A 25,030-nucleotide genomic window follows, 5' to 3' on the forward strand; every position below is an offset into this window, starting at 1 on the left:
AGCGCCTTGTCCAGGCTTTCGGGGTTGATGTCGTTCAGCAGCACATCATAGCCCGCCAGCGCGAAGACATGGGCAATCCCATTGCCCATCTGGCCCGCCCCCACGATCCCCACGCTTTGCACGGTCATGCGCCTCCCTCCTGCCCAGCCCGCACGGCTGCGGCCAGGAGCAGGCCAAGGCGACGCTGTTCGGCGCCGTCGGCGCGCGAATTCAAGAGCACCGGCACCCGGGCGCCCAGCACGATGCTGGCGGTGCGGGCCTGGCCGTGCAGTTTCCAGGCCTTGACCGTGGCATTGCCCGCCTCGATCGACGGGAACAAGATCAGATCCGCCTGCCCCGCCACCGGCGAGGCGGCAAAGCCCTTTTTGGCGGCTGCGGCGGGCGACAGAGCGACATCATAGCCGAAGGGACCATCGACCAGCAGCGTGCTGTCGCCTGCCGCCGCCTCATCGCGCAGGGCGGCGGCATCGGTGGTGGCCGGCTGGCCCGGATGCAGCTTTTCCGATGCCGCAATGGCCGCGACGCGCAGGGGCTGCACCCCGAGGCCCCGGAACAGCGGCACGGCATTGGCCAGGATGGCGCGCTTCTGCGCCAGCGTGGGCAGGACGACGATGCCGTTATCCGTCGCCCCGATCAGGCGCGGCACCGAGGGCATTTCCGCCAGCGTGACATTCGACAGGACGTCAGAGGCGCGCAGGCCGGTTTCGCGGGCGACCACGGCACGCAGATAGGCGGCGCTGTCGACGCTGCCCTTGACCAGCACATCCGCCGCGCCCGCGCGGATCGCGGCAACGGCCCCAGCGGCAGCCTCGGCGGCGGTCGCGGCCGGGTGCAGGCTGACATGCGGTGCCAAGGCGGGCGGCAGAAGGGCGGCGATCCGGTCGGCATCGCCCGCAAGGATCGCCCCGCGGATAAGCCCCTGGGCCAGCGCTTCGGCCAGAGCCTCAAGCGTGGCGGCATCATCGGCACCGGCCACGGCGGGGCAAAGGGGCGGGCTGGCCTTCAGCGCGGCGGCCAGCGCGGCGAAGCTGCGGATCACCATGGCATCGGCTCCACTTCGGGTGTTAGCGGCCAGGACCGGGCGATCTCTTCCCCGGCGAGCACCCGGGCGGCCCCGGCGGCCAGCGCCTCGCTTTCGTGGCTGCCCGCAAAGCAATGGACCGGCGCGAAGGTGCCGATCCGGTTGGACAGGGCCTGGGTCAGCCGGGGGGAATGGGCCATGCCGCCGGTCAGGATGATGCCATCGGGCCGGAAGTCCAGCACCGCTGCCATGCTGCCGATCGCCTTGCCGATCTGATAGACCATCGCCTCCCAGACCAGAGCGGCCTTGGCGTCGCCTGCGGCGATCATCGCTTCGACCCGGCGCATGTCCTTGGTGCCGAGATAGGCAAAGACGCCGCCCTGACCGTAAAGCCGCCGCTTCAGCGCGTCCTTGGCGAAGCGGCCCGAATAGCACAGGTCGATCAGCGGCATGGGGGGCAGACCCCCGGCGCGCTCGGGCGAGAAGGGCGCGTTTTCCATCCGGTTCGTGCTGTCGATGATCCGGCCCTTGCCGATCGCGGCCACGGAAATGCCGGCGCCAAGATGGGCGACCACGGCGTCGAGCTGGTTGAAAGGCTTGCCCAGATGCGCGGCCAGACGGCGGCCGCAGGCGCGGATGTTCAGGGCGTGGACGAAGGAAAAGCGCGGGATGTCGGGGCAGCCCGAGACGCGGGCGACCGGCGGCAGCTCATCGACCGAGACGGGATCGACCACGAAGGCCGGGCAGCCCGCCGCCCGGGCGATGCGCTGCGCCAGCGGTGCGCCCAGGTTCGAGGCATGGTGATGGACCGGGCGGTGCAGCGCGAAATCGACCAGCGCGTCATCCACCGCGATCACCCCCGCCGGAACCGGCGACAGCATTCCGCCCCGTCCGGCCACGGCAGCCAGCCGCACCCCACCGGGAATGGCATCGAGAAAGGCCTGCACCGCGCTGGCACGGAACGGCAATTGGCTGGCGATGCTGTCGAAACCCGCCATGTTTTTCTCGTCATGCTCGATGGTTTCATCCAGCACCGGCCGCACCTCGGCGCCCTGGCGCTGGAACAGGCCGATGCGCGTGGTTGTGGTGCCCGGATTGATGGTCAGGATCAGCGGCATCGGCATGGCTCATCCCCCGAAACTGTAGGCGGTTTTCATGGTGGTGAAGAACTCGGCGGCGTGGCGGCCCTGTTCGCGGGGACCAAGCGAGCTGCCCTTGGTGCCGCCGAAGGGCACATGGAAATCGACGCCCGCCGTCGGCAGGTTGACCATGACCATGCCGACCCGCGCGCCCTGCCGGAAGGCGCGGGCATGTTTCAGCGAGGCGGTGCAGATGCCCGCCGACAGGCCGAAGGGCGTGTCATTGGCGACGGAAAGCGCCTCGTCGAAATCGGCGACCTTGATCACGGCGGCGCAGGGGCCGAAGATTTCCTCGCGCGCGACGCGCATGTCGTTTTGCGCGCCCAGGAACAGGGCGGGGCGCTGGAAATAGCCCTCGGTCGGGCCGTTCAGCGCCTCGCCGCCGATCACCGTGCAGCCTTCGGCGCGCGCGAGGTCGACATAGTCCAGATTGCCGCGCAGCTGCATGGCTGAGACGACCGGCCCGATCTGGCTGTCTTCGGCCAGGGCCGGGCCGACGCGCAGCGCCAGCATCGCCTCGGTCAGCCGGGCGACAAAGGCATCATGGACGCCCGCCTGCACGATCAGCCGCGACGAGGCGGTGCAGCGTTGTCCGGTTGAGAAGAAGGCCCCGTTCAGGCAGGCCGCGACGGCAAGGTCAAGATCGGCATCGTCCAGCACGACCATGGGGTTCTTGCCCCCCATCTCGAGCTGGAGCTTCTTCATCGTGGCGGCACCGGCAAGCGCGATGGCCCGTCCGGTGGGCACCGAGCCGGTGAAGGACAGCCCGGCAATCAGCGGATGGTCCACCATGGCGCGGCCGACGACCGAGCCCGGCCCCATGACCAGGTTGAAGATGCCAGGCGGGCAGCCTTCTTCATGGATGATGCGGGCCAGGTGATGCGCCGTGCCGGGCACCAGTTCGGCGGGCTTCAGGATGACCGCATTGCCATAGGCCAGCGCGGGCGCGACCTTCCAGGCCGGGATCGCCGCCGGAAAGTTCCAGGGCGTGATCAGCCCGACAACGCCCAGCGGCTCTCGGGTGATGGTGACATCGACGCCCGGCCGGACCGAGGCCAGCGCCTCGCCCGCGATGCGCAGCGCCTCGCCGCCGTAAAAGCGGAAGATCTGCGCGGCGCGGCGGACCTCGGCGATCGCTTCGGGCAGGATCTTGCCTTCCTCGCGCGCCAGCATCCGGCCGATGACCTCGGCCTCGGCGTCGACGCGGCGGGCGATCCGGTCCAGCAGCTCGGCCCGCGCCAAGGGGCCCTTGGCCTGCCAGGCGGGCAGCGCCGCAGCGGCGGCCCGGGCGGCGCGGTCCACATCCGCGGCGGTTGCGGCGGCATATCGACCGATCAGATCCGACAGGTCCGACGGGTTGCGGTTTTCGGTCAGATGATCGCCCGGAACCCAGGTGCCGTCGATCAGGTTCAGATGAACATCGGTCATGGCGGCGCTCCTTCGGCCAGCACGGGACAATCCCCTGCCCGGTGGCGGGCAGGGAAAGGACAGGAGGTCGGGAAGGGGATCAGGCGGCCTGTCGCATCACCGCGGCCTCGATCGAGGCTTCCAGGATATCCAGCGCCTCGTGCAACTGGTTCATCGGGATGGTCAAAGGCGGCAGCAGGCGGATGACGTTGTAGCGGGTGCCGCAGGACAGAAGGATCAGGCCCCGCGCCTCGGCCTCGGCCACGACGGCGGCGGTCAGCGCCGCATCGGGCGCATTGCTGCCGCGATCAATGACCAGTTCGAAGGCGTTCATCGCGCCCAACCCGCGCACATCGCCGATGCAATCCATACCCTGCTGCGCAGCGATCTGGGTCAGGCGCGCGCGGATCACCTCGCCAATTTCGGCGGCGCGGGCGCAGAGGTCCTCGTCCTTGATCACATCCAGCACCGCATGGGCCGCCGCAACGGCCAGCGGGTTGCCGGCATAGGTGCCGCCCACCCCGCCCGGGTTCGGCGCATCGACGATATCGGCGCGGCCGGTCACCGCCGACAGCGGGAAGCCACCCGCCAGACCCTTGGCCATGGTCACAAGATCGGGCACCACGCCGGAATGGTCGAAGCCGAACATTCGCCCGGTGCGGGCCATGCCGGCCTGCACCTCGTCGGCGATCAGCACGATGCCGTGGCGGTCGCAGATCTCGCGCAGGGCGCGCAGGAAACCGACCGGAGCGATGTTGAAGCCGCCCTCGCCTTGCACCGGTTCGATGATGATCGCCGCGATGCGCTCGGGGTCGACGGAAGAGGCGAAGAGCCGCTCCAACTGGCCCAGCGCCTCGGCCTCGGTCACGCCGTGGAAGGCGTTCGGGAAGGGGGCGTGGACGATTTCGGGCGGCATGGCGCCAAAGCCCTTCTTGTAGGGCGCGACCTTGCCGGTCAGCGCCATGCCCAGAAGCGTGCGGCCGTGGAAGGCGCCCGAAAAGGCGATGACGCCCGACCGGCCGGTAAAGGCGCGGGCCATCTTGATCGCGTTCTCCACCGCCTCGGCGCCGGTGGTGACCAGCATGGTCTTCTTGTCAAAATGGCCCGGCGTCGCGGCGTTCAGCCGTTCGGCCAGCGCGATATAGCCTTCATAGGGGGCGACGTGGAAACAGGTATGGGTGAAGGCCTGGGCCTGGTCGGCGACGGCGGCCATCACACGGGGGTGGCGGTGGCCGGTGTTGTTCACTGCGATCCCGGCGGCAAAGTCGATGAAGCGGCGGCCTTCGGCATCCCAAAGCTCGGCATTCTCGGCGCGGGTGGCATAGATGCCACGCGTCGAGACCCCCCGGGCGACTGCGGCGGATTTGCGGGCGGAAAGCCGGGCGGATTCGGTCATGGCGGTGCTCCCTGGAACTCTGGTGGACAAGCGGTAGCAATGGTCAAAATATTGCGCAACATGTTTTGAATTACTGCGCGCCAATCGACAAAAGATTGTGCGCCCTGCGACCAAGCCCTATGCTTTGAAAAAGGGCAGAGTGACGGATATGGAAAACTTCAATGTCGGCGAAAGACTAAGGCAATTGCGCCAAGGCGCCGGGCTTTCGCAGCGGCAACTGGCCGAAGCCTCGGGCGTGCCGCACGGCCAGATCTCGATGATCGAGACCAACAGATCCAGTCCGTCAGTTGCATCACTGCGCAGGATTCTAGGCGGACTTTCGGTCACGATGTCGGAATTCTTCGAGCCAGATGCGCCGATCAGCCAAGCGGTCTTTTTCAAGCCGCAGGATCTGCGCGACCTGACGACGCGGCTGTACACAACCCTGGACGACCCGCGCGGGAAGATGACATTGCAACAGGTCGGCGACGCCAAGGCGCATAATCTGCAAATCCTCTACGAACGCTACGAACCCGGGGCCGATACCGGCGGGCAGATGCTGGAACATGTCTCGCATGAGGGCGGCGTGGTCATCGCGGGCGAGATCGAGGTGACGGTGGGCGAGCAATGCGCTGTGCTGAAGGCCGGAGACAGCTATCTGTTCGACTCCACCCAGCCGCACCGCTTCCGCAACATCGGCGACCGCGAGGCGGTGGTCGTATCGGCCTGCACACCGCCCTATCTGTAAGGGGAAGGCGCGGTCCCTTGCGAGCCGCGCCCAGACGTCACTTGTTCATCAGCACATCCAGCGGGACGGGCTGCGAGATGCGCCATTCGTCCACCCGCGCGGGCTTGCCGTTGGTGATCTCGACGATCTGCATCAGGGCGGTGGTCTGGTGGTGCACTTCGGCGCTGAAGCTGCGCGGGCCGAAGGCGGTGGGTTCGTCGCGCATCTTTTCCAGTTCCGCCGTGACGGCCGCGCCATCGACAGTGCCCGCGCGTTCAACCGCCTTGGCCCAGAGGTCGATCAGCACATATCCCGGATAGGCATATTGGCTGGCCGGGCGGCTGCCGGTCTTGGCCTCATAGGCCTTGTTGAAAGCCTCGACCTCGGGGCGCGGATCGTCGCCATAGATCGAGCCCTGCACCGGGACGACAAAGCCCGACAGGTCCGGGGTCGCGTCAAGCCAGTAGGACCCATCCACCGCAGAGCCGTTCAGGATCAGCGAGGTGATCCCCGCCGCGCGCAACTGGCGCACCGCCGCCGCCGCCCCCGGCATGACCGAGCACAGCATGATCACATCGGGCTGTTCCGGCAGTTCCTTGATCCGGGTGATCTGGCTGGCGATCGAGGCATCGTCGTTCTTGAACGTGTCGCTGCCGACGATCTGCGCGCCTTCAAGCTGCGGGAACATCCAGTTGAACCCAGTGCAGATGCCCTTGTTATATTCGATGAACGTGTCTTCCAGCACATAGGCGCTGCGCGCCTCGCGTTTGGCATGGGCCCATTCGGCCATCGTCGCCCCCTGGACCGCCGCCAGGACCGAGGCCGAGAAGCTGTTCGGGCCGACGCCCTGGATACCGGCTTTCACGTCTTCGGCGCAGAGGAAGAAGCTGTTCATCCCCTCGCCTTCGGCCACCAGAGCCGCCGGGGCGCCAAAGTCATAGTCGCAGGAGACGACCATCATCTCGGCACCCTGATCCAGCACGGCGAGACCCGCCTTGGCGCTTTCGGCGCGGTCGGTGCGGGTGTCGGCCTCGACCACCTTGATCTGGCGGCCCAGCAGGCCACCCGCCGCATTGATCTCGTCGATGCGGATCATCGCGGCGGTGGCGGCGGGGCTGTCATAGGCCTCCATCCAGCCGGATTTCGCGATGGCGAAACCGATGGTCAGATCGTCCTCCGCCAGCACGGGCTGGGCAAGCAGGGTCAGTGCCAGGGCATGGCAGGCTAGTCTTTTCATTTTCTTTCTCTCTCTCCTGTTGGTCGGGTCTTTCAGGGCGCGTCAGGGGCCCGGCCCGCGACCCAGCGGGCAGGCAGCATGACCTCGCGTCCGGCCATCAGGCCTGCGGGACGGAAGATCAGGATCAGGATCATGGCGACGGCGAGGATGATCTCCTGGCTGCCAAGGGGCAGGGCGAAGGTCGCGGCGCCGATGGAAAAGCCCTTTTCCAGCCGGACCAGTCCCTCGACCGCGATGGACAGGGCCAGCACCCCCACCACCGCGCCCGACAGCGAACCGATGCCGCCGATCACCAGCATGGCGAGCATCAGGAAGGTCAGGCTCAGATAGAAGCCGTCCGGGTTGATGACGCCGATGAAATGCCCCATCAGCGCGCCCCCTGAACCACAGAAGAAAGCCGAGAGCGTGTAGGCCAGCAGCCGATGGCGGTAGCGGTCGATGCCGGACGCGGCGGCCGCCACCTCGTCTTCGCGCGTCGCGCGCAGCGCCAGGCCCGAGGATGAGGCGGCATGGAGCGCCGCCACCAGAATGGCCGCCACCGCCCAGCCCAGGGCGACCCAGGGCGAGACATAGCGGTCAAGACCCACGACCGAGGATGTCCCCCCGGTCACCGGCGTCCAATTCGCCCAGATGGTGTTGACCATGGCGAGAAAGGCGAAAGTGGCGATCGAGGCCGCGATGCCCGACAGGCGCAGGATCGCCGCGCCGCTGAGCAGGGCGACCAGCGCCGCCACGGCGCCCGCCATCAGCGCTGCGGGAAGAACATGCCAATTGGCGGCGGCGATCATCTCGGGCAGGCCGGGCAGCAGCGTGGCTTTCATCTCGGGTCTCAGGGTCAGCCAGGCCGACACATAGGCGCCGATGCAGGCAAAGGCGGCATGGCCAAAGCTGACGACGCCCGAGTTGCCGACAAAGACCCAGAACCCCACCACCAAGGTGACGCGGATCAGCGTCTCGGCGGCCATGCGGGCGATGGAGCGGTCGCCCAGCCCCAGGGCCAGCAGCACGAAGACCAGCAGAAGAAGCGACAGAACCACCGGCGTTGTGGCCGCCATGCGACGGCGCAGCATATGTTGACTGGTCATGGATCAGACCCTCGGCTTGGCCCCGACCGGGGCGAATAGGCCCTGCGGCCGGAACAGAAGGACAAGAATGACGCCGCCATAGAGAAAGGCGTCGCGGAAGGGTCGGGCCTCGGCGGGCAGACCGGCCTGCAAAAGCGCCGAAGCCGCGCCGATGCCCAGGCCGGCGGCCACCGCGCCGGTCAAGCTGCCCATGCCGCCGACCACCGTGGCAATGAAGGCCACCAGCATGATCTGCCCGCCCATGCGCACATCGGCCACGCCGGTCTGCGCCACCATCACCAGCGCCACCACGGCGGCCAGCGCGCCCGACAGGGCGAAGGCACAGGAAATCACCCGGTTCGACTTGACGCCCAGCATCCGCGCCATGGTGAAATCCTCGGCCGCGGCCCGCATTTCCAGCCCGACCCGCGTCTTGCGCAGGATCACGGCCAACCCGGCCAGGATCGCCACCACCGCCGCGATGACGATTAGTTGCAAAAGCGGCACCGAGGCGCTGGCCACCTGCACCGGCTGGCCCAACTCGGCCCAGAGGCTGACCGCCTTGGGCCGCCCGCCATAGAGCACGAGAAGCAGGTTCTGAAGCGCCACGCCAAGCGCGAAACTGCCGACCATCAGCGCCACGGGCGAGGCATTGCGCATCGGCCGGAAGACCAGAGCCTCGGCCGCAACCGCCAGCCCGGCGCCGATCAGCAGGATCGCCGGAACGAGCAGCGGCGTTGGCAGGGCACCCAGCCCCAGCACCGCAAAGGCATCGGTCGAAGGCAGGATCAGCGCGAAGACGGCGCAGGCAATGAACTGGCCATGCGCGAAATTTACCAGCCGCATCACCCCGAAGATCAGGGCGATGCCCAGCGCAGCGATGGCATAGATGCCCCCCAGCGCCAGGGCATCGAACAAAAGTTGCAGGCTCATGCCGCTCCTCCGAAATAGGCCTCGGTCAACAAGTTGCGGGCGGCAAACTCTTTGGCATCGCCATCCGCGACGATCCGTCCGCCGCGCATCAGAAGCATCCGCCCGCCGACGCGGGCCGCGCGGGCCGAGGATTGCTCGACGATCACCAGCGTCAGACCGCGCAACTGCTGCAATTGGCAAAGCCGGTCATAGACCTCGTCCACCACCTTTGGAGCCAGGCCCAGGGACGGCTCGTCCACCAGCATCAGCTTGGGGTTGGTCATCAGCGCCCGGGCAATGGCCAGCATCTGCTGCTGCCCCCCCGACAGCGCGCCCGCATTCCCCCGCGCCCGGTCCCGCAGGATCGGAAATGCGGTGAAGACGGTTTCCACATCATCCTCGACCGCGGCCCGGTCAGGGCGCATTCCGGTGCCGACCAGCAGGTTTTCCAGCACCGTCAGGCCCGGAAAGATCCGCCGTCCTTCCGGCACCATCGACAGGCCGCGCCGGGCAATGGATTCCGGTCCGAGTCCCGACAGGATTTCCCCGTCCATCTCGATCCGGCCATGCGCCGCGCGGACGGCCCCGGCGATGGCGGACAGAAGCGAGGACTTCCCCGCCCCGTTCGGCCCCGAGATGAAGACCCGCTCGCCCTCGGTCACGGCAAAGGACAGATCGGACAGCGCGGTCAGCTTGCCATAGCGGACAGCAAGGTCGAAGACGCCCAGCTTTGCCATCACGCGGCCTCCGCATGAACGCCAAGATAGGCTTCGCGCACGGCGCTTGAGCCCAGGATGGCCCGCCGGTCGCCCCGTTCGATGACACGCCCGCCATCCAGCACGACGACATCGGAACAGACCGTCAGAACCAGGCCCACGTTATGTTCGATCAACAGGCAGCCCGTGCCGCGATCGGCGGCGATGCGCCGGATCAGGGCGGCAAGATCGGCGGCCTCGGCCTCGGACATGCCGGCGGCGGGTTCGTCGAGCAGCAGATAGGCGGGATTGCCCATCAGCGCACGGGCAATCGCCACGCGCCGCTCGTCGGTATAGGGCAGGCCCGCGGCAGGGCGGCTTTCCAGCGCGGAAATGCCCATCCATTGCAGCAGCGCGCTGGCCTGATGCTCGGCCTCGGACCGGCGCAGGCCCAGGCCGACGCCGGTGCAGGCCAGATTGTCCAGCACGTCCAGACCGCCGAACAGACGCCCGGCCTGGAAGGTACGCGCCACGCCGGCCCGGCGCAGCCGGTGGGCGGACAGGGCGGACACGTCGCGCCCGTCCAGACGCACCTTGCCGCTGGTCGGGCGCTGGAACCCCGTCAGGACATTGACGCAGGTCGTCTTGCCTGCACCGTTCGGGCCGATCAGGCCGACGATCTGCCCCGGCGCGACCGCAAGCGACACCTCGGTCAGCGCCCGGAAGCCGCCAAAGGCGACCCCCACCTGGTCCAGCGCCAGCGCCATCTCAGGCCACCTCGGTGGCGCGGGCGGCGGGGTGAGGGGCTGCTGACTCGGTCACCGGGACCAGGACATAGCAGGCCGAAGCGTCCAGCTCGGCCGTCCAGCCCGGCTCGATCACGATCGTGGTGGTCACTTCCTGGATGACCGCCGGTCCGATGATGCGGTCGCCCGCACCCAGCAGCGTGCCGTCATAGACCGGCGTGTCATGCGCCACACCATCGGCGTTGAAGACCATCTCGCGCGTGCCCTTCAGGGCGGCATGTGCGCCTTTGCCGGGGGCCGAGGCCATGCGTCCGGGCTTGTCCACCGCGCCGGTGATGGCGCTTTCGACATTCACCACCTCAACCGCGCTTTGCGGCTCGGAATAGGTGTAAAGCTCTTCGTGGCGGGCGTGGAAGGCGGCCTTCAGACGCTCCAGCGCGGCTTCGGTGATCTCGAAAGGCTCGATATCGACCGTGCATTCATGCACCTGCCCGACATAGCGCATGTCCAGGCTGCGGCGCACCGCGATGCGGTCTTCGGTAAAGCCGTCGGACATAAGGTCCTTACGCCCGCGCGCCTCAAGCTCGCCGAACAGCTTGTTCAGCCGGGCGGCGGATTCGGCGCCTTCCAGACGGGCGGCGACCGGGGCCATGTAGTTGTATTTCACATCCGACAGGATCTGCCCGAAGGCGCAAAGCCCCGAGGCCAGTTTGGAGATCAGCACCTTGCGCGTGCCCATTTCCCGCGCCAGCGCCGTGATATGCGCCGCCGTCGCCCCGCCCGCGCAGTTCAGCACGAAGTCGCGCGGATCATAGCCGCGTTCGACCGACACGCGGCGGATCGCGTTGACCATGTTGTTGTTCACGATGGTGAACATGCCATAGGCGGCCTTCTCGACGCTGATGCCCAGCGGATCGGCCAGATGCGTCTTGATCGCGCGGCGGGCCTTTTCGACGTTCAGCGGCAGGCGGCCGCCGACCAGCCCATCGGGGTTGAGATAGCCCAGCACCAGATTCGCGTCGGTGGTGGTCGGCTTCTCGCCGCCCTGGTCATAGCAGGCGGGCCCCGGCTCGGACCCGGCCGATTGCGGGCCCATCTGCATCAGGCCCATGCTGTCGATCCAGCCGATCGACCCGCCCCCCGCGCCCAGTGTTTCCACCTGGATCATCGGAATGCCGATGCGGTAGCGCAGGAAGTCGATGTTCTTCGACACATTCGCCCGCCCGTCGCGAGTCAGCGTGATGTCGAAGGACGTGCCGCCCATATCGACGGTGATGATGTCCTTCATCCCCCAGGGCTCGCCCAGCCACAGCGCGGCCTGCGGGGCCGAGGCGGGGCCAGAGTTGATGGCGTAGACCGACTGGTCGCTGACCACATGGCCCAGCGCCAGACCGCCGTTCGACTGGAAGTAGCGCACCGGATGCCGCGCGCCCAGCGACTGGAAATAGGCGTCCACCGCCTCGACATAGCGTTGCAGGATCGGGGCCAGATAGGCGTTCACGATCGCGGTCGATGTGCGGGTATATTCGCGGACCTGCGGATAAAGCTGGCAGCCCACGGTCAGGCGGACATGCGGCATCATCTCGCGCACGATCTCGGCGGCGCGGACCTCGTGTTCGGGATGGAGGACCGACCAGACGAAGCTGATCGCCACCGATTCCACGCCTTCGCGCAGGAAGTGGCGGCAGGCGTCGCGCACATCTTCGTCGTTCAGGGGCGTGTGAACCTTGCCATTGGACAGGACCCGTTCCGCCACACCACAGCGCAGGTAGCGCGGCACCAGCATGGTCGCGGGCGGATATTCGGGATCGTAGCGGTAGCCGTCTTCCTTGTGACCCAGCCGGATCTCGATGCTGTCTTCATGGCCGCGCGTGGCAATCAGGCCGGTCCGGGCACCGTTATGGGTGATCAGCGCGTTCAGCCCGACCGTGGTGCCGTTGATGCAGAGATCCGCGTTCGAGACGATCGTCTGCGGGCTGAGGCCGGTTTCCTCCTGGATCAGCGCCAGGCCGTTGCGGATGGCGGCGGTCGGGTCGTTCGGGGTGGACAGCGCCTTGAAGATGCGAACGCCCCCCTTGCGATCGGCGAGGATGAAGTCGGTGAAGGTGCCGCCCGCGTCGATGCCAAGGCGATATTGGTTCTGCATGGGAAGGGTCCTTTGCGGATGGCCGGGATCGGGCGGAGGCCAACGCCCCCGCAACCGGATGCCGGGTGAGTCAGAGACAAATGCAGGTGCGAAAGGTCAGGCGGCGCGCAGCTTCGCGGTGGCGGCCTGATCCACGGTCAGGCTGTCGCGATCGGTGATGACCACGCCATAGTCCAGCCGGGCACCGTCAAGGCTGACCAGTCCGTTGCGCACATCCTCGACCACCTTCTGCACGTCGCGTTCGAAGGGATTGCCGTATCCGCCGCCGCCCGGATTCTTGTTGGCCGCGCGTTCGCCGGGCTGGATCGTCTCGATCACATTGTCGGTGACGATCTGGGTCTGGCCGTTGCGGGTGATCTCAAGCCGCCCCACCTTCTTGTCGACCAGGGCCGATTTCGCGCCCGCCGCGCCCATCGCCGGGATGCGCCGCCCTTCGCCGAAGGTGATCAGCGTCATCGGGCTGTCCAGCGGCTCGACTTCCCAGCAGGTGCCGGAGCCGCCCCTGTTCTTGCCCGCACCGCCGCTGTCTTCCATCAGGCCATAGCGGTGGATGATGATCGGATAGCTGTGTTCCAGCATCTCGATATCGCCGCTGGTCAGCGCGCCGAAACAGCATTCAGGGCCCACCGCGTGCCAGCCATCGGCCTGCGCCGTCGCCCCTGCCCCCGAGATGATCGAGGCCAGGACCATCGTCACATATTCCTCGTCATGCCGCTTGTCCCAGCCGGCGATGTTGCAGCCATTGGCATGGCCCCAGCTGGCCGAGACCTTGTGCGGCGCCGCCTGTTCGAAGGCCAGGCGCACGGCGTCGGTCAGCGTTTCCATCGGCGTCGTGGTGCAGTTCATGTGCGGCGCCGGAGACTTGGCGTTGCACAGGGTGCCCTTCGGTCCCATGTCGGTGCTGACGCAGCGATACAGGCCCTCGTTATAGGGCGGCGGCAATTGGGCGAACATCATCAGGCCCAGATAGACGCCGGAATGGCTGTTCCCCTCATAGCTGTTGATGAAATAGGGGATCTGGGGCGGCGACTGGATGGCAATATGGCAGCCGTCGCCCTTGATCGTGACAGTTGCCGTGATTTCGAAATCGCCATAGCCATGGCCCGCATCTTCCAGAATCGCGGTGCCGCTATAGGTGCCGTCCGGCACTTCGGAGATCAGCTGGCGCATATGCGCTTCGGCCATGTCCAGAAGTTCGGCGATGCAGTCCTGCACCACGTCCTTCCCGTATTTCTTCATCAAGTTGATCAGATTGCGCGCGCCCACCTGGCAGGCCCCGATCAGGGCGTTGAAATCGCCCTCCTGGTCGCGGCGGGCGCGCATGTTGGTCAGGAGCAGATTCATCACGTCCTTGCGCGGATGGCCGCGATCCCACAGTTTCACCGGCGGGATGCGCAGCCCCTCGGCAAAGATCTCGGTGGCATTCGGGTTGTAGCCCGCCGGAACCGGACCGCCGATATCGGTCAGGTGGCCCTTGCAGACCGTCCAGAACACCAGCTCGCCCTCATAGAACACCGGCATATACATGCAGGTGTCGATGATGTGGCTGCCGCCATAGGCCGGATCGTTGTGAAGGATCAGATCGCCTTCGTGAATGTCGCCTTCGAAATACCCCGCGACCGATTTCATCGCCGGGATCAGGCTGCCCAGATGGATCGGGATATCCTGTCCTTGCAGGATCATCTCGGGCGTATGGTTGAACAGCGCGGTCGAATAGTCGTGCGCCAGATTGAAGACAGACGACCGCGCCGTCTGTTCCAGCGTCAGCGTCATCTCGCGCTGGGTGGTCTCCAGCACCCCTCTCACCACCGACAGTGTGATCGGGTCCACGTTGCGTTTGGTCATGCCTATCCTCCCCGGATGGGAAAACCGCTCGGCGCGCAGTCGGGATGACCGTCGTGTTTCCCTCCCCCTCTCGCGGCCGGGCTGTTTTCCAGCCTCTCGTCATTGAAAAAGACTGGCCGAAATCGCCGCCGGTTTCTTGCAGCCCAGAGCATGATCTTTTGCATCTGGGGGAAGGTCGGGCGCAGCTTTTGTCTGTCAGCGCAGCTTGGCTTGACGCTGGGCGCACAGCCGCGCCCCAAAGATACGATAAGGCTTGATCCCCTGCGCTTTCGAGCCTACCGATTCCCGATCAGCGCTTTGGGGAGAGGGCGCATGGAGGTCGTTGCACATAGCACCGCGCAGATCCTGCCAAACCAGCGCTCTGCGCACTGGAGCCGGGTGATTGCCGATACCTACTTTCCCCTTCAACTTACCTTCCGCGATCCGTCCGCCTTCGCCGGAACGCTGGAGCGGCGGCAGATGGGAAGCGTATCGCTCTCGCGGCTTGCGACCGAACCGCTGCAATACGAGCGGCGGCCCACGCATATCTCGCATACAAGCGAAGAAGAGTATCTGATCACCGTCCCGCGCCTTAGCCCGGTCGAGTTCAAGCAGATGGAGCGCGAAGTGCGCTGCGACCCGGGCGGCTTCATTCTGGAGCGCGGCGACGAGCCGTACCGCTTTTCATATGATGCGGCCAACGAGTTGAGCGTGCTGAAGATAAACAAGCGGTCGCTCGCCGAGAAGGTGCGCGACCCCGACAGGCTCTGCGCCCGCACGATCGATGCGCGCAGCGGACTGCCCGCTCTCTTCACCTCGATGATGCACCAGCTTCATTCGCTGCCTCCCTGCGCGGATCGGGCCTCGGAGGTTCTGGGCCGACAGATGGTCGAAGTGCTGGCCCTGGCCCTGGATGCATCGGTGGGCGACGATCATCACGTGCGCACATCGGTGCGCTCGGGCCATCTGAGACGCGCCGAGCATGTCATCCGCAAGAACCTGTCGAGCCCCTCGCTTTCGCCCGATTTCGTGGCCGAGGCCTGCGGCATATCCAAGCGCTACCTGCATGAACTTTTCGGCGATACGAACCAGACGGTGTCGCAATTCATCCGGGACGAACGCCTGATTGCGGCAAGAGACCTGATCGCTTCGTCACCGACACTTTCGATGGCCGAAATCGCCTATCGGTTCGGGTTCTGCGATCAGGCGCAGTTCTCGCGGCTGTTCAAGGCCAAGTTCGATCAGGCCCCCTCCGAGTGGCGCAAGCACGGCTCTGCCGCAAATGCGGGCTCCTGACTGAGACGTGATGCCGGGCCGCGCCAGAGGTGGCTCGGGCTCCCGCGCCTGGTTTTCAGCCCGGAAAGCTCGCCCGCCATGGCGATGGCAGACGGCGATGCCGATCGCGGCAAGGATCGGCATCGGCAGGGTGGCTCATTCCGTACCTGGCGGCTTGACCGCCAGAACCTCAAGATGCCGCTTCTCGTCCTCGCGCGTATTCCAGAAGATCGTCGCCCCCGGAGAAAGGCCGAGCAGAGCCACACCGACCGGAGTGAGGACCGAGATTCGGCCCTGGTCGATATCCGCGTCTTCTGGATAGACCACAGTGACGGTATGCAAGCGGGCCATCCCGAGATCGCGATAGGTGACTTCGCTGCCGATCGTCACGACATCCCCGCGCATCTTGTCTGGCGCGACGAGCTTGGCGCGTGCGATCTCGTCGATCAAACGCTCGCCAACATCTGGCGAGCGCCGCATCACGGAAGCGGCCAGAGCCTCGAGGCGGCCGACAAGCGACTTGTCGAGATGGATCTTCGGCAGCCGTGCCGAGATGGAGAGGGGGGTGGTCGTCATATTCACTTCTTTCTTGATTGTCAGGAAAAGGGAGCCCCGCAGATCCGGGGTTAGGCGTAGCGGGAACCAACGCTGATCAGGTGCACGCGGCGACAAGTTCCGTCCGGCTGAAGAAGCGGACCATGTGTGCCCGCCTTCATGCCGATCAATGTCGCACCCAGCAGCGACCCGACATGGATGCCGCAGTCTTCGACGGCAAATTCGTCATAGTGGAACAGTCGACCCGACTGTGGCGCCCTCTCATCGATGGCATAGATGACGCGCGAGCCGCCGGCTGCGCATTTGGTGTCGATTTTGCCATCGTCCAGTACGGACGCATACAGCAGCTTGAGTCCCAGCAATCTTGCGGCCATCGCAAGGGCGCCAGCTCCGACCATCTCGGCCCGGCGAATGTGATCGACCAGGGCCCGACGGTCGGTTTTCGTCAGCACACTGCTGACGGCGTGCTGGCAAAGAAGGGCAAAACCGATTGAATCGCAGGCAACGCGCTGCTGTCCGGGCATCGACATATTTGTTCCTCAGGCGGTGCGGCCGCCATGCTCTCGCAGATGATTGGGGTGGAGGTGAGGGACCCGGAGCCGCCGCAACGCTGACGCGTTTTCAGCCCGCCCCGGGCAAGGGGCGGGTTTGCGCATGAACCCGGAAGAGGGTTGGAAGCATGGTCATTTCATCGTCCTGAAAATCATCGCCCGAGGCGCTGGTTTTTGGCGTCCAGCCTCGTCGCCGGGGCCGGCTGGTGGAGCTTGCCGAGAGGCACAGCCTTGCCTTGGTCCGCGTGCGGCGCAGGCGGCAGATCCGGCCCGGGCGCGGCGGGGCCGAACAGGTCGGGAAACAGGTCTTCGAAATCTGCGTCGCACAGCATCATGGCGGCATTCCTCGGGTCAAATCGATGGTGTCGCGCTGCCCCCTTGCCGGTCACGCAGCGTAACTTGAAGGCGCGCCCTAGGCGGCGCGGCGCAGATCGGCACAAGAGGCGGGCTGCGGTTCTGGTGCGGCTTGGCGCGCAATCGGCGCCATCCTCAGTTCTGCGCAGCTGAGGCTGTCGACAAAATCCTCGATTCCGCCGCGCCACAGGCCGATATCCTGAAGCGCCCGGTCATCCAACCCGGCCAGGGCGGCGATCATCTTTCGCCTTTTCCAGCGCCGGACGGCGTGGTTCCAGCATCGCTGGATGAGACGCAGCCACGGCGCCTTTGCGGGCGCGATGATCGCGCTCTGCCGGGATTGGGGTTTGAGGCTGAGAGACATTGCTTTCTCCAATTCGGAAAACTGCTGAATTCCTCTGAACGCGCAGCGGCTGGCCCCTAAGGACCCCGGCCTTGTTCTGATCGTTCAGAGAGGTCGGATTGGAAAACCCCGAGGCGTCGGCAAGCGCACAGGCTTGTGCCGCCCGGGGCTACCGGCGATTCAGCAGGTTGCCTGCAAAGCGCAGGCACCTCATATGGACACTGAACAACGTCATGGCCTGAACATGGCCCTTTGCCCTGTCGCTTTCAATCCGTCGGCGCAGCAAACTGTCATGGCCTGGGCGCAAATGCGCCGATGGGGTCGCATCCGCGCAACATATCCGTTCGGTCCGCGGCATCCACCGGCTGCGCGGTTGACTTGCCAATAGCCGCTCCCTAGCCTGCCCGCATGGTATCACATGAAAACCACTGCCGGTTTCATCTGCTGAACCGCCTGCATCCCCGGGCGGTCTAGGCGCAGGCGCGCCGACTGAACCTCCCGGGGCCTCCTCGCATTCCCGCAAATCGTGCGACGACACGCCGTCCGAGGAGACGTCATGGCCAGCTACAGCACCAACCAAGCCACTGCCTTGCAACCTGCCCCGGGCGCCAGAACAAGGCGGCGCGTCGAGACAGCCCTGCCTGCATCGGACTATGCCCATCTTCTGGAACACCTGGAAAACTGCGAGCGGGACCGGGACAGGTCCTGGACTTTGCTGGCCTATGTTCTGCGCAACAAGATCGTGCATACCGAGCCGTCGCAAGGACTGGTCGAGCGGGATGTCGTGGTCGGCGGCAGCCAGGTTTCATATACGGCGGGCGGCGGCCAAGTCACATCTGGCGTGCTGCTGCATCAGGCAAGACCCGGATCGCAGCAAGCAGGCATCATTCCGGTCTCGTCCCTGCTCGGGGCCACGCTTATCGGCATGCGCATCGGCCAGCGCGCGCCGCTTCTGTGCGAAGACGGTTCGGTCAAGTCCCTTGTCATCGTCGATACGGTGCCCCCAACCTGAAGCCGTGTCCGGGCGTTTTTGAATTTACGCGAAGGGAAGACTGTCGTGATGGAGTTTCTGGTCTTGATCGCCGCCGCCTTTGGCGCGGGCGTGCTGAATACGGTTGCAGGCGGGGGAACCTTCCTGACCTTTCCAGCGCTGGTCTTTACCGGAATGCCGCCCGTGATGGCCAATGCCACCAGCACGGTCGCCGTCTTTCCGGGCTATCTGGGCGGCGCGCTGGGATTTCGGCAAGAGCTGGCCGATTTTGACAAGCGGCGGCTGCTGCGGCTGGCATTGATCACCCTGGCCGGCGGCCTGGTCGGGTCAAGCTTGTTGCTGGTGTCTTCGAACGAGGCCTTCGCCATCGTGGTGCCCTTCCTGCTTCTGGCTGCAACCCTGGCGTTTCTGTTCGGGGACCGGGTCCGGCGATGGGCCGCAGCAAGGGCGCGGGATGTATCGCCCGAGGGCGCTCTGGGCCTGTTCGCGGTGGCGCTTTACGGCGGCTACTTCAACGGCGGGCTTGGGATCATCCTCCTGGCGCTGTTCTCGCTGTGGGGCATGACCAACCTCGACCGCATGAACGCCCTGAAATCGGGGTTGAGCTTTCTGCTATCGGCCATCTCGGTGGCGGTGTTTGCCGCCGCAGGGCTGGTGGCCTGGCCGCAGGCCGTGGTCATGATGCTGGCCGCGACGGCGGGCGGCTATGCCGGTGCCCCCCTGGCGCGCGCTCTGCCGAAACCTGTGGTCCGGGGGGTGATCGCGACCGTGGGCTTCGGGATGAGCGCGATCTTCTTCTGGCGGCTGGTCGGTCCGGGCTGATGGCTTTGCTTTTCAACATTTCGGCCGTCTTCCCCCTCTTGTCCGGGTTCAGTTCAAACAATGTCTGAGGGTTGCCTGACCGCCTGAGGCGAAGGGCAACCCCGGAAACCGATGAACCCTTGATCGCCCCCGCACGCCTGCGAGGGGTCTCTTTCATCACAGGACAAGACATGACCACCTGGACCACCCTCGCCCGCGCCGGGACGGCGGCGGGAGACGACATTCTTTTGCGCCAGCGCGGCGCGCTGTTCGAGATCCGCTACAATGGCATCGAGCTGATGTCGAACCTGAACCATCAATCCGAAGACCAGCTTGCGCTGCGGTCCATGCGCCGGATGAACTTTGACGCGCGCCGCATTCTGATCGGCGGTCTTGGCCTTGGATTCACGCTGCGCGCCGTGCTTGATCTTGCCGCGCCCGATGCCGAGGTGACAGTCTGCGAGCTGATCCCGGAAGTCGCGGAATGGAACCGGGGCCCGCTGGCGCATCTGGCCGACCATGCGCTGGACGATCCCCGGACCAGCCTGCTGATCTGCGATGTGCAGGCACATCTGGCAAGCGTCGACATCGACTATGACCTGATCCTGCTGGATACCGATAACGGGCCGGATTTCCTGGTCCGCGCGGCGAACAACGGCCTGTATCAGGATTGCGGTCTGGGTGCGGTGGCCAGATCGCTCGGCCCCAAGGGGGTGGCTGCCTTCTGGTCCGCCACGGCGTCGCAGGCCTTCGAGCGCAGGTTGTCGGCCCAGCCATGGTTCTGGCAGAGGGACGACATCCCGCTGATTCCGGGCCGCGTCGACGCGATGCATTACATGTACAGTTGCAGCCACAGCGCCGCCGCGCTTGGGCAACGCAAGGCCGCCTGAAACCTTGCGATTCAGGTGATAACGCGCTTGCAACCGATCGGACGTCGCTAGCGGCGCCCGATCGGGAAGGCACCGACCGAGCGCGAGGTCGCGTCGCCCGGAACGGCCCCCGGTTCCGACGACCGACAGGTTAGTCTCCGAACACAGGATGTATCACGTCGTCAGGTGACAGGCGGCGAACCGGCCGGGACCGATCTCCTTGAGCTGCGGCACGCTGGCCGCGCATTCCGCAACGGCCCGCGGACAGCGGGTGCGGAAGACACAGCCGGAGGGCGGATTGATCGGGCTGGGAATGTCCCCCGTCAGAATGACGCGCTTGCGCTTGTGGCCGGGCTTGGGGATCGGCACGGCAGACAAGAGCGCCTCCGTATAGGGATGGTTCGGACCGGAATACAGATCGGCCGACGGCGCGATCTCCATGATCCGGCCCAGATACATCACCACCACGCGGTCGCAGATATGTTCGACCACCGCCAGATCGTGGGCGATGAACAGCATGGCCAGGTTGAAGCTGTCCATCAGGTCATCCAGCAGGTTGATGACCTGCGCCTGGATCGACACGTCCAGTGCCGAGACCGGCTCGTCGGCCACCAGGAAATCCGGGTTCACCGCCAACGCCCGCGCGATACCGATCCGCTGGCGCTGGCCGCCAGAAAACTCACGCGGGAAGCGGTCCAGATAATCCGCCGACAGGCCGACCTGTTCCAAGAGTTCGACACAACGGTCCTCACGCGAGGCCGGATCGCCGATCTGATGCGGGTTCAAGGCGTGGCGCAGGGTCGAGCGGATCTTTTCACGCGGGTTCAGGCTGGCATAGGGGTCCTGAAAGATGATCAGCATCCGCTTGCGCTGACGGCGCATCTGGTCACGCGACGGGGACATGATGTCGGTGCCGTCAAACCGCACCGCGCCCGAGGTCGCCTCTTCCAGCCGCAGCATCAGCCGCCCGACCGTCATCCGGCCCCAGCCGCTTTCGCCGACCAGACCCAGCACCTCGCCCTTGCGGATCTTGAAGGATACCCCCCCAACCGCCTTGACGTGGTTCACGACCCGGTTCAGCACGCCCCCCGGATGGGGAAGTGCTTTATCAGGTTCTCGACCTGCACGAGATCCTGGGTCATGCTGGGGTCCTTTCCGCGAAATCAAGTTCTGCCCAGGGCAGGCATCGCACCTCACGCCCGGGCAACACCGGGTCAAGCTGAGCATGACCGTGGCGCATTCCGGATGGGCATGGGCGCAACGGGTTGGCGAACCCCGCCGCCTTCAGGATTTGTCCGGCGCAGAAGAAGCCATGCGCGACCACGTCACGGCCCGACTTGTGGATAGACTTTAAAAGCTGCTGCCACTCGGAGGCGGTAAGAAGGTGCGCACCACCAGCCGCTTCATCTCGAGGGGCTGGTGGTGCCGGTGAAGGGACTCGAACCCCCGACCCCATCATTACGAATGACGTGCTCTACCAGCTGAGCTACACCGGCATCCTTCTCGACCGGCGCCTTTGGCCCGCAAGGGCGGTCAGGCGTCTGTCCGGGCAGGCTATTAGCACCCACCCGGCGGACTGTGTAGCCCTAATTTGCGCGGCGGAGAATCTCGTCGGGCGGCAGGATTGGCGCTTCCGGTTCGGACGGAGGCGGGGTCGCTTCCGGCTCCTCCATCACTGACGGGTCCTCGGGCGGATCGGCAAGCTCGACCTCGTCGGACTGGGGCGGCTCGGGCTCGGCCAGAAGGGGTTTCAGCACCATCTCCGAGGCCGGACGGGCCTGCACCTGGGCCGGTGGCTCGCGCCAGCTCAGCGTGTCGAAGCCGTCGCAGACCGGGCAGATCGGCTGCCAGTCTTCCTGCACCGACTGGCATTTGTCGCAGCACCATTGCGGCCCGCGCGAGGCGGCCAGCGCCCGTGTCAGGATCGCCCGGACCTTGGCATCCTCGGCCCCCTGCCCCCGTTCGATGGCGGCAAGAAGCGCCAGCGAGCGCTGCGTCGGGTGATCTTCCGCGAGACTGCCGAGCGCCTTGCGGGCAGCGGCGAAATCTTCGGCGGCAATCTGCAACTCGGCCTCGGTCAGCCGGGATTCCTCGTCTTGGGCGCGGGCGCCAAACAGCGCTTTGAACCGCTTGATGCGCGCCAGCGGGCTTTCCTCGGGTTCGATGGCGGCAAAGGCGGCAGCGAGATCAGGGTGCGGTTGCGCCTCCCAGGCTTTTTTCAGCACGCGTGTCGCGCCCTTGCGGTCCCCCTTGTCGACCAAGGCCCGCGCGGCGATCACCGCGGCGGGGATCAGGTCGGGCGACAGCTTGTTGGCCTCGATGGCAGCTTCTCGGGCCTCAAGGCTGCTGCCTTCGTCCAGCACGACCTGGGCCTCTTTCAGCGCCAGAAGCGCATCACGCCGACGATAGACACTGCGCGGCAGTTCACCGGTCCGCAGTTTTTCCGAAAGCGTGTTGCGCGCGCCTTTCCAGTCGGAATTGCCAGCCTGAAGCTTCAGCAGGATATCCTGCGTCTCGCCATGGCGCGGCTTGAGCGCGAAGGCCCGTTCGGCCAGTTTCAGCGCCGTGCCGGTATCGCCCTCCGCCAGCTTCTGGCGCAGAAGCCCGCGCACGGCGACAAAACGCGTGCCTTCATTGGCCAGAAGCGCCTTATAGGCGGCCAGCGCGGTCTTGCCATCGCCCGCCGCCTCGGCCGCCTGGGCGGTGAGAAGCGTGGTCAGTTCCGGCTTGCCCAAAAGCCGCTCGGCGGTGCGGGCGCGGGCCAGGGCCAGGGTCGCCTCGCCCGAGGCCAGCGCCACCATGCCTTCGGACAGGGCGGCATAGCCGCGGCGTTCGCGGTTGCGGTCGAAATAGCGGCTGATCGCGGTTTCATCGCCATTCAGGAAGCGGAAGACCGCGAAGGTGAAGGCGATCAGGCGGATCGTCAGCCAGATCACCAGGATCAGGATCAAAGCGGCGATCAGGCTCTGCAACGGCCCCAGCGTGAATTCCATTCCGCCGACCCAGATCCGCAGCTGCTGGCCGCTGTCCGAGACGAAAGAGGCCAGAACAGCCAGGGCCGCGATGGCGAGCAGAAAGAAGACGACCTTTGTCAACGACCAGAGCAACGCGCTCTCCTTACGGGTTGGCGGCTTGAGACAGCGCGGCGAGCGCTGCCTGGAAAGTGATGTGGTCCCTGGCAAGGGCCTGCCAATCGGCCAACTCGGACTGGGCTTCGGGCGGCAGGGCCGCGACCTCGTCCAGCGCCTTTTGCGCATCGCCCTGCGCCACCGCCGCCTCGGCCCGCGACAGGATGGCGTCGGGATCGCCGCCCTCTTGTGGGGTCAACGACCGCGCGCCGGTCTGGATCTTGAGGAAGGAAAGGAAACGGTCGCCGATGCCCTGCCCCGGCGCAAGGCGCAAAGCGGTTTCAAGCGCGCGACGGGCGCCCTCGGCAAAGCCGGTGTTCAGCGGCGGCAGACCGGATTCGGCATATTTCGAGACGATTTCCGGCACATCAGCACCCAAGGCAGGCAGCGCAGGCGCAAAGGACGCGCCGGTGGCAGCGGCCTGTTGCAACTCGGACAGGGCGGTGGCGCGGGCGGCAGCTTCCTCGGCGGCGGTGGTCTCAGCCCTTAGCCTGTCGCTGGCGGATTTTTCCCAAGCGGCCAATTCCTCGCCCACGATCGCGCGCACGGAGGGATCATCGAGGCCGGCTTTCAGACCGGCGATCTGGCTGCGCAGGCTCTCGACGCTCGAGGACAGGGTGGCAAGTTGGGCCGGGCTCAGCGCGCCATCGGCGGGCAGGCTGGACAGGCCCGCCATCTCGGCTTCCAGCTTGGCCAGACGGTCGGTCAGATCGCTCAGCGCGGCCGGGTCGCCGACCGGCGTCTCGGCGATCTGGGTGGCCAGCGTCTGGATCCTGCGGTCGGTATCGCCCGTGAGGGTGGAGAGGCCCTGAGCCAGCTTGTCGGTCTGCGCCTCAAGCGCGCGCAGGGCCGAATCGTCAGGCGCCGGGCGCAAGCCAAGAAGGTCAAAATGCGAAACCCCAAAACCCAGGGCAAGCATCATCCCACCACCAAGCACCGCGCCGGCAAAGCCCGTGCCGTTGCGGGGCTTTGAGGGCGGCGGCAGCGGCGCGTCGGGCCTGATTTCGGGTTTGGGCGAGGCACGCTCGACCGCAGGCTCCGAAAGCACCGGCGCGGGCAGAGGGGCTTCGAGATCGGGCACGCCCGGGTCTTGGCTTGGGTCTTGGCTGGTCATTCGCAGGTTCCGCAGGTCCACCCTCAACCTAATCCCTTGGGGCGCAGAGCATCAAGGCGCGAGGGCGGCGATGGTTCCGACAATCGCGCGGATCATTGCCACGGCCTCGGGCGCAGCGGCGACACTTCCGCGTGATTGCAGCGATTCCGGCAGACAAGCCAGCGCCCTGGGGCTGATTGCCACAGGAAGCAGATCGGCAGCGGCATCCGGCGGCAGCACAGCGGCAAGAAGACGCGCTGAACGGGGCGAGAAGACCGGCAGGATCAGCGGGCCGGGGCTGGAGAGTGCCGCCAGCGCCTGCGGCGGAAGCGGCAGGGCGCGCTGGCGATAGACGGGCACCCCGTTGCAGCGGCGCCCATTGGCCGCCAGCGCGGCGGGGAAGTCGAACGCAATGTCCTCGCCATGCAGCCAGAGAAAGTCGCGCTCGGGACGCGACAGGATCAGCGCCAGAAGATCTTCGGCGGCCCCCTGCGCAGAAAGCGTATCAAACCCCGCCCGCGCCGCCATCCGCGCGGTGCGGTCACCGACGCAAAGGGCAAGGTTTGGCAGGGATAGAGACTTTTTCGCAAGTTTCCCTGCCACCTCGGCCCCGGTTTCCGAGGTCAGGATCAACGCCTGCCAAGGGCCTTGCGGCAAGGCCACGGGCAGGTATTCCACCTCCATCATCGGAGCAAGAATTGGGCGGGCCTGCGGGCATTCCGCGCCCAGCTGCACGGCAAAGCGGGCAGCCTGCGCGGCGGGTCTTGTGATCAGCAC

25 protein-coding genes and 1 tRNA gene are annotated in these 25,030 nt (G+C 66.2%); 5 read left to right on the plus strand and 21 right to left on the minus strand.

Translation table 11 applies throughout. The features are described 5' to 3' along the window. The 5 genes from ACED67_RS14645 to gabT all read right to left on the minus strand — a co-directional run. A partial coding sequence (locus tag ACED67_RS14645; protein WP_395542686.1) for a 3-hydroxyacyl-CoA dehydrogenase NAD-binding domain-containing protein occupies positions 1–128 on the minus strand: 128 nt, incomplete at its 3' end. Beyond that, on the minus strand, positions 125–1,042 hold the full coding sequence (locus ACED67_RS14650) for a phosphate acyltransferase (RefSeq protein ID WP_395542456.1): 918 nt from the start codon (positions 1,040–1,042) through the stop codon (positions 125–127). The genes ACED67_RS14650 and ACED67_RS14645, both read right to left, overlap by 4 nt. Next, positions 1,036–2,145, minus strand: coding sequence for a butyrate kinase (buk, locus tag ACED67_RS14655; protein ID WP_395542457.1), 1,110 nt, complete (start codon positions 2,143–2,145; stop codon positions 1,036–1,038). The genes ACED67_RS14650 and buk overlap by 7 nt, the downstream gene beginning before the upstream one ends. 3 nt (positions 2,146–2,148) lie before the next feature. Then, positions 2,149–3,588 (minus strand): aldehyde dehydrogenase family protein, encoded by a 1,440-nt coding sequence (locus ACED67_RS14660; RefSeq protein ID WP_395542458.1) that lies wholly within the window; start codon positions 3,586–3,588, stop codon positions 2,149–2,151. A 79-nt stretch (positions 3,589–3,667) separates the two neighbouring features. After that, positions 3,668–4,963, minus strand: coding sequence for a 4-aminobutyrate--2-oxoglutarate transaminase (gene gabT, locus ACED67_RS14665; protein ID WP_395542459.1), 1,296 nt, complete (start codon positions 4,961–4,963; stop codon positions 3,668–3,670). Between the two features lie 148 nt (positions 4,964–5,111). Here gabT and ACED67_RS14670 point away from each other — a divergent pair, with 148 nt between their 5' ends. After that, the gene (locus tag ACED67_RS14670; RefSeq protein ID WP_395542687.1) at positions 5,112–5,690 is read left to right on the plus strand and encodes a cupin domain-containing protein; all 579 of its coding nucleotides are present in this window, start codon (positions 5,112–5,114) and stop codon (positions 5,688–5,690) included. A gap of 37 nt (positions 5,691–5,727) precedes the next feature. Here ACED67_RS14670 and ACED67_RS14675 read toward each other — a convergent pair whose 3' ends face one another. The 7 genes from ACED67_RS14675 to capB form a co-directional block, all read right to left on the minus strand. Next, a complete protein-coding gene (locus ACED67_RS14675) occupies positions 5,728–6,906 on the minus strand; it encodes an ABC transporter substrate-binding protein (RefSeq protein ID WP_395542460.1) in 1,179 nt (392 codons plus the stop codon). A gap of 32 nt (positions 6,907–6,938) precedes the next feature. After that, positions 6,939–7,991: a branched-chain amino acid ABC transporter permease gene (locus ACED67_RS14680; RefSeq protein WP_395542461.1), complete on the minus strand. Its 1,053-nt coding sequence runs from the start codon at positions 7,989–7,991 to the stop codon at positions 6,939–6,941. Between the two features lie 3 nt (positions 7,992–7,994). Further along, positions 7,995–8,903: a branched-chain amino acid ABC transporter permease gene (locus ACED67_RS14685; RefSeq protein WP_395542462.1), complete on the minus strand. Its 909-nt coding sequence runs from the start codon at positions 8,901–8,903 to the stop codon at positions 7,995–7,997. After that, on the minus strand, positions 8,900–9,619 hold the full coding sequence (locus tag ACED67_RS14690) for an ABC transporter ATP-binding protein (RefSeq protein WP_395542463.1): 720 nt from the start codon (positions 9,617–9,619) through the stop codon (positions 8,900–8,902). Before ACED67_RS14690 ends, ACED67_RS14685 begins: the two co-directional genes overlap by 4 nt. After that, complete coding sequence (locus ACED67_RS14695) at positions 9,619–10,344, minus strand: ABC transporter ATP-binding protein (protein ID WP_395542464.1); 726 nt, start codon at positions 10,342–10,344, stop codon at positions 9,619–9,621. Before ACED67_RS14695 ends, ACED67_RS14690 begins: the two co-directional genes overlap by 1 nt. 1 nt (position 10,345) lies before the next feature. Then, positions 10,346–12,469, minus strand: coding sequence for a caprolactamase subunit alpha (gene capA, locus ACED67_RS14700; protein ID WP_395542465.1), 2,124 nt, complete (start codon positions 12,467–12,469; stop codon positions 10,346–10,348). 96 nt (positions 12,470–12,565) lie between these two features. After that, positions 12,566–14,314: a caprolactamase subunit beta gene (capB, locus tag ACED67_RS14705; protein WP_395542466.1), complete on the minus strand. Its 1,749-nt coding sequence runs from the start codon at positions 14,312–14,314 to the stop codon at positions 12,566–12,568. Between the two features lie 210 nt (positions 14,315–14,524). On the opposite strand from capB, the gene ACED67_RS14710 reads away from it, so the two are divergent. After that, complete coding sequence (locus tag ACED67_RS14710; RefSeq protein ID WP_395542467.1) at positions 14,525–15,589, plus strand: AraC-like ligand-binding domain-containing protein; 1,065 nt, start codon at positions 14,525–14,527, stop codon at positions 15,587–15,589. 135 nt (positions 15,590–15,724) lie between these two features. On the opposite strand, the gene rnk is transcribed toward ACED67_RS14710, so the two are convergent. The 4 genes from rnk to ACED67_RS14730 all read right to left on the minus strand — a co-directional run bounded on the left by rnk (position 15,725) and on the right by ACED67_RS14730 (position 17,392). Further along, positions 15,725–16,144, minus strand: coding sequence for a nucleoside diphosphate kinase regulator (rnk, locus tag ACED67_RS14715; protein ID WP_395542468.1), 420 nt, complete (start codon positions 16,142–16,144; stop codon positions 15,725–15,727). A gap of 50 nt (positions 16,145–16,194) precedes the next feature. Further along, positions 16,195–16,653 (minus strand): hypothetical protein, encoded by a 459-nt coding sequence (locus ACED67_RS14720; protein WP_395542469.1) that lies wholly within the window; start codon positions 16,651–16,653, stop codon positions 16,195–16,197. Positions 16,654–16,826: 173 nt separating this feature from the next. Next, positions 16,827–17,009 carry a hypothetical protein gene (locus ACED67_RS14725; RefSeq protein ID WP_395542470.1) on the minus strand — a complete coding sequence of 61 codons (183 nt, stop codon included), beginning with the start codon at positions 17,007–17,009 and terminating at the stop codon, positions 16,827–16,829. 77 nt (positions 17,010–17,086) lie between these two features. Continuing rightward, positions 17,087–17,392, minus strand: a complete 306-nt coding sequence (locus ACED67_RS14730; protein WP_395542471.1) for a DUF1127 domain-containing protein — start codon at positions 17,390–17,392, stop codon at positions 17,087–17,089. 535 nt (positions 17,393–17,927) lie between these two features. Between ACED67_RS14730 and ACED67_RS14735 the strand changes: the two genes are divergently transcribed. The 3 genes from ACED67_RS14735 (at position 17,928) to ACED67_RS14745 (ending at position 20,053) form a co-directional block, all read left to right on the plus strand. Beyond that, positions 17,928–18,383: a hypothetical protein gene (locus ACED67_RS14735; protein ID WP_395542472.1), complete on the plus strand. Its 456-nt coding sequence runs from the start codon at positions 17,928–17,930 to the stop codon at positions 18,381–18,383. A gap of 48 nt (positions 18,384–18,431) precedes the next feature. Then, the gene (locus ACED67_RS14740) at positions 18,432–19,184 is read left to right on the plus strand and encodes a sulfite exporter TauE/SafE family protein (protein WP_395542473.1); all 753 of its coding nucleotides are present in this window, start codon (positions 18,432–18,434) and stop codon (positions 19,182–19,184) included. Between the two features lie 170 nt (positions 19,185–19,354). Further along, entirely contained in the window at positions 19,355–20,053 is a 699-nt protein-coding gene (locus ACED67_RS14745; RefSeq protein ID WP_395542474.1) for a spermine/spermidine synthase domain-containing protein, read from the plus strand. 153 nt (positions 20,054–20,206) lie between these two features. Here the strand turns inward: ACED67_RS14745 and ACED67_RS14750 are convergent, their stop codons facing one another. The 5 genes from ACED67_RS14750 to ACED67_RS14770 form a co-directional block, all read right to left on the minus strand. Further along, positions 20,207–21,115 carry an ABC transporter ATP-binding protein gene (locus tag ACED67_RS14750; protein ID WP_508436222.1) on the minus strand — a complete coding sequence of 303 codons (909 nt, stop codon included), beginning with the start codon at positions 21,113–21,115 and terminating at the stop codon, positions 20,207–20,209. A gap of 337 nt (positions 21,116–21,452) precedes the next feature. Beyond that, positions 21,453–21,528 (minus strand) — tRNA-Thr (locus tag ACED67_RS14755). 90 nt (positions 21,529–21,618) lie between these two features. Then, entirely contained in the window at positions 21,619–23,139 is a 1,521-nt protein-coding gene (locus ACED67_RS14760; RefSeq protein ID WP_395542475.1) for a heme biosynthesis protein HemY, read from the minus strand. A gap of 10 nt (positions 23,140–23,149) precedes the next feature. Further along, positions 23,150–24,274, minus strand: a complete 1,125-nt coding sequence (locus ACED67_RS14765) for a COG4223 family protein (RefSeq protein WP_395542476.1) — start codon at positions 24,272–24,274, stop codon at positions 23,150–23,152. A 51-nt stretch (positions 24,275–24,325) separates the two neighbouring features. Beyond that, on the minus strand, positions 24,326–25,030 hold the full coding sequence (locus tag ACED67_RS14770) for a uroporphyrinogen-III synthase (protein ID WP_395542477.1): 705 nt from the start codon (positions 25,028–25,030) through the stop codon (positions 24,326–24,328).

This window comes from Neotabrizicola paludis, assembly GCF_044142105.1.
Classification (GTDB): Bacteria; Pseudomonadota; Alphaproteobacteria; order Rhodobacterales; family Rhodobacteraceae; genus Pseudogemmobacter.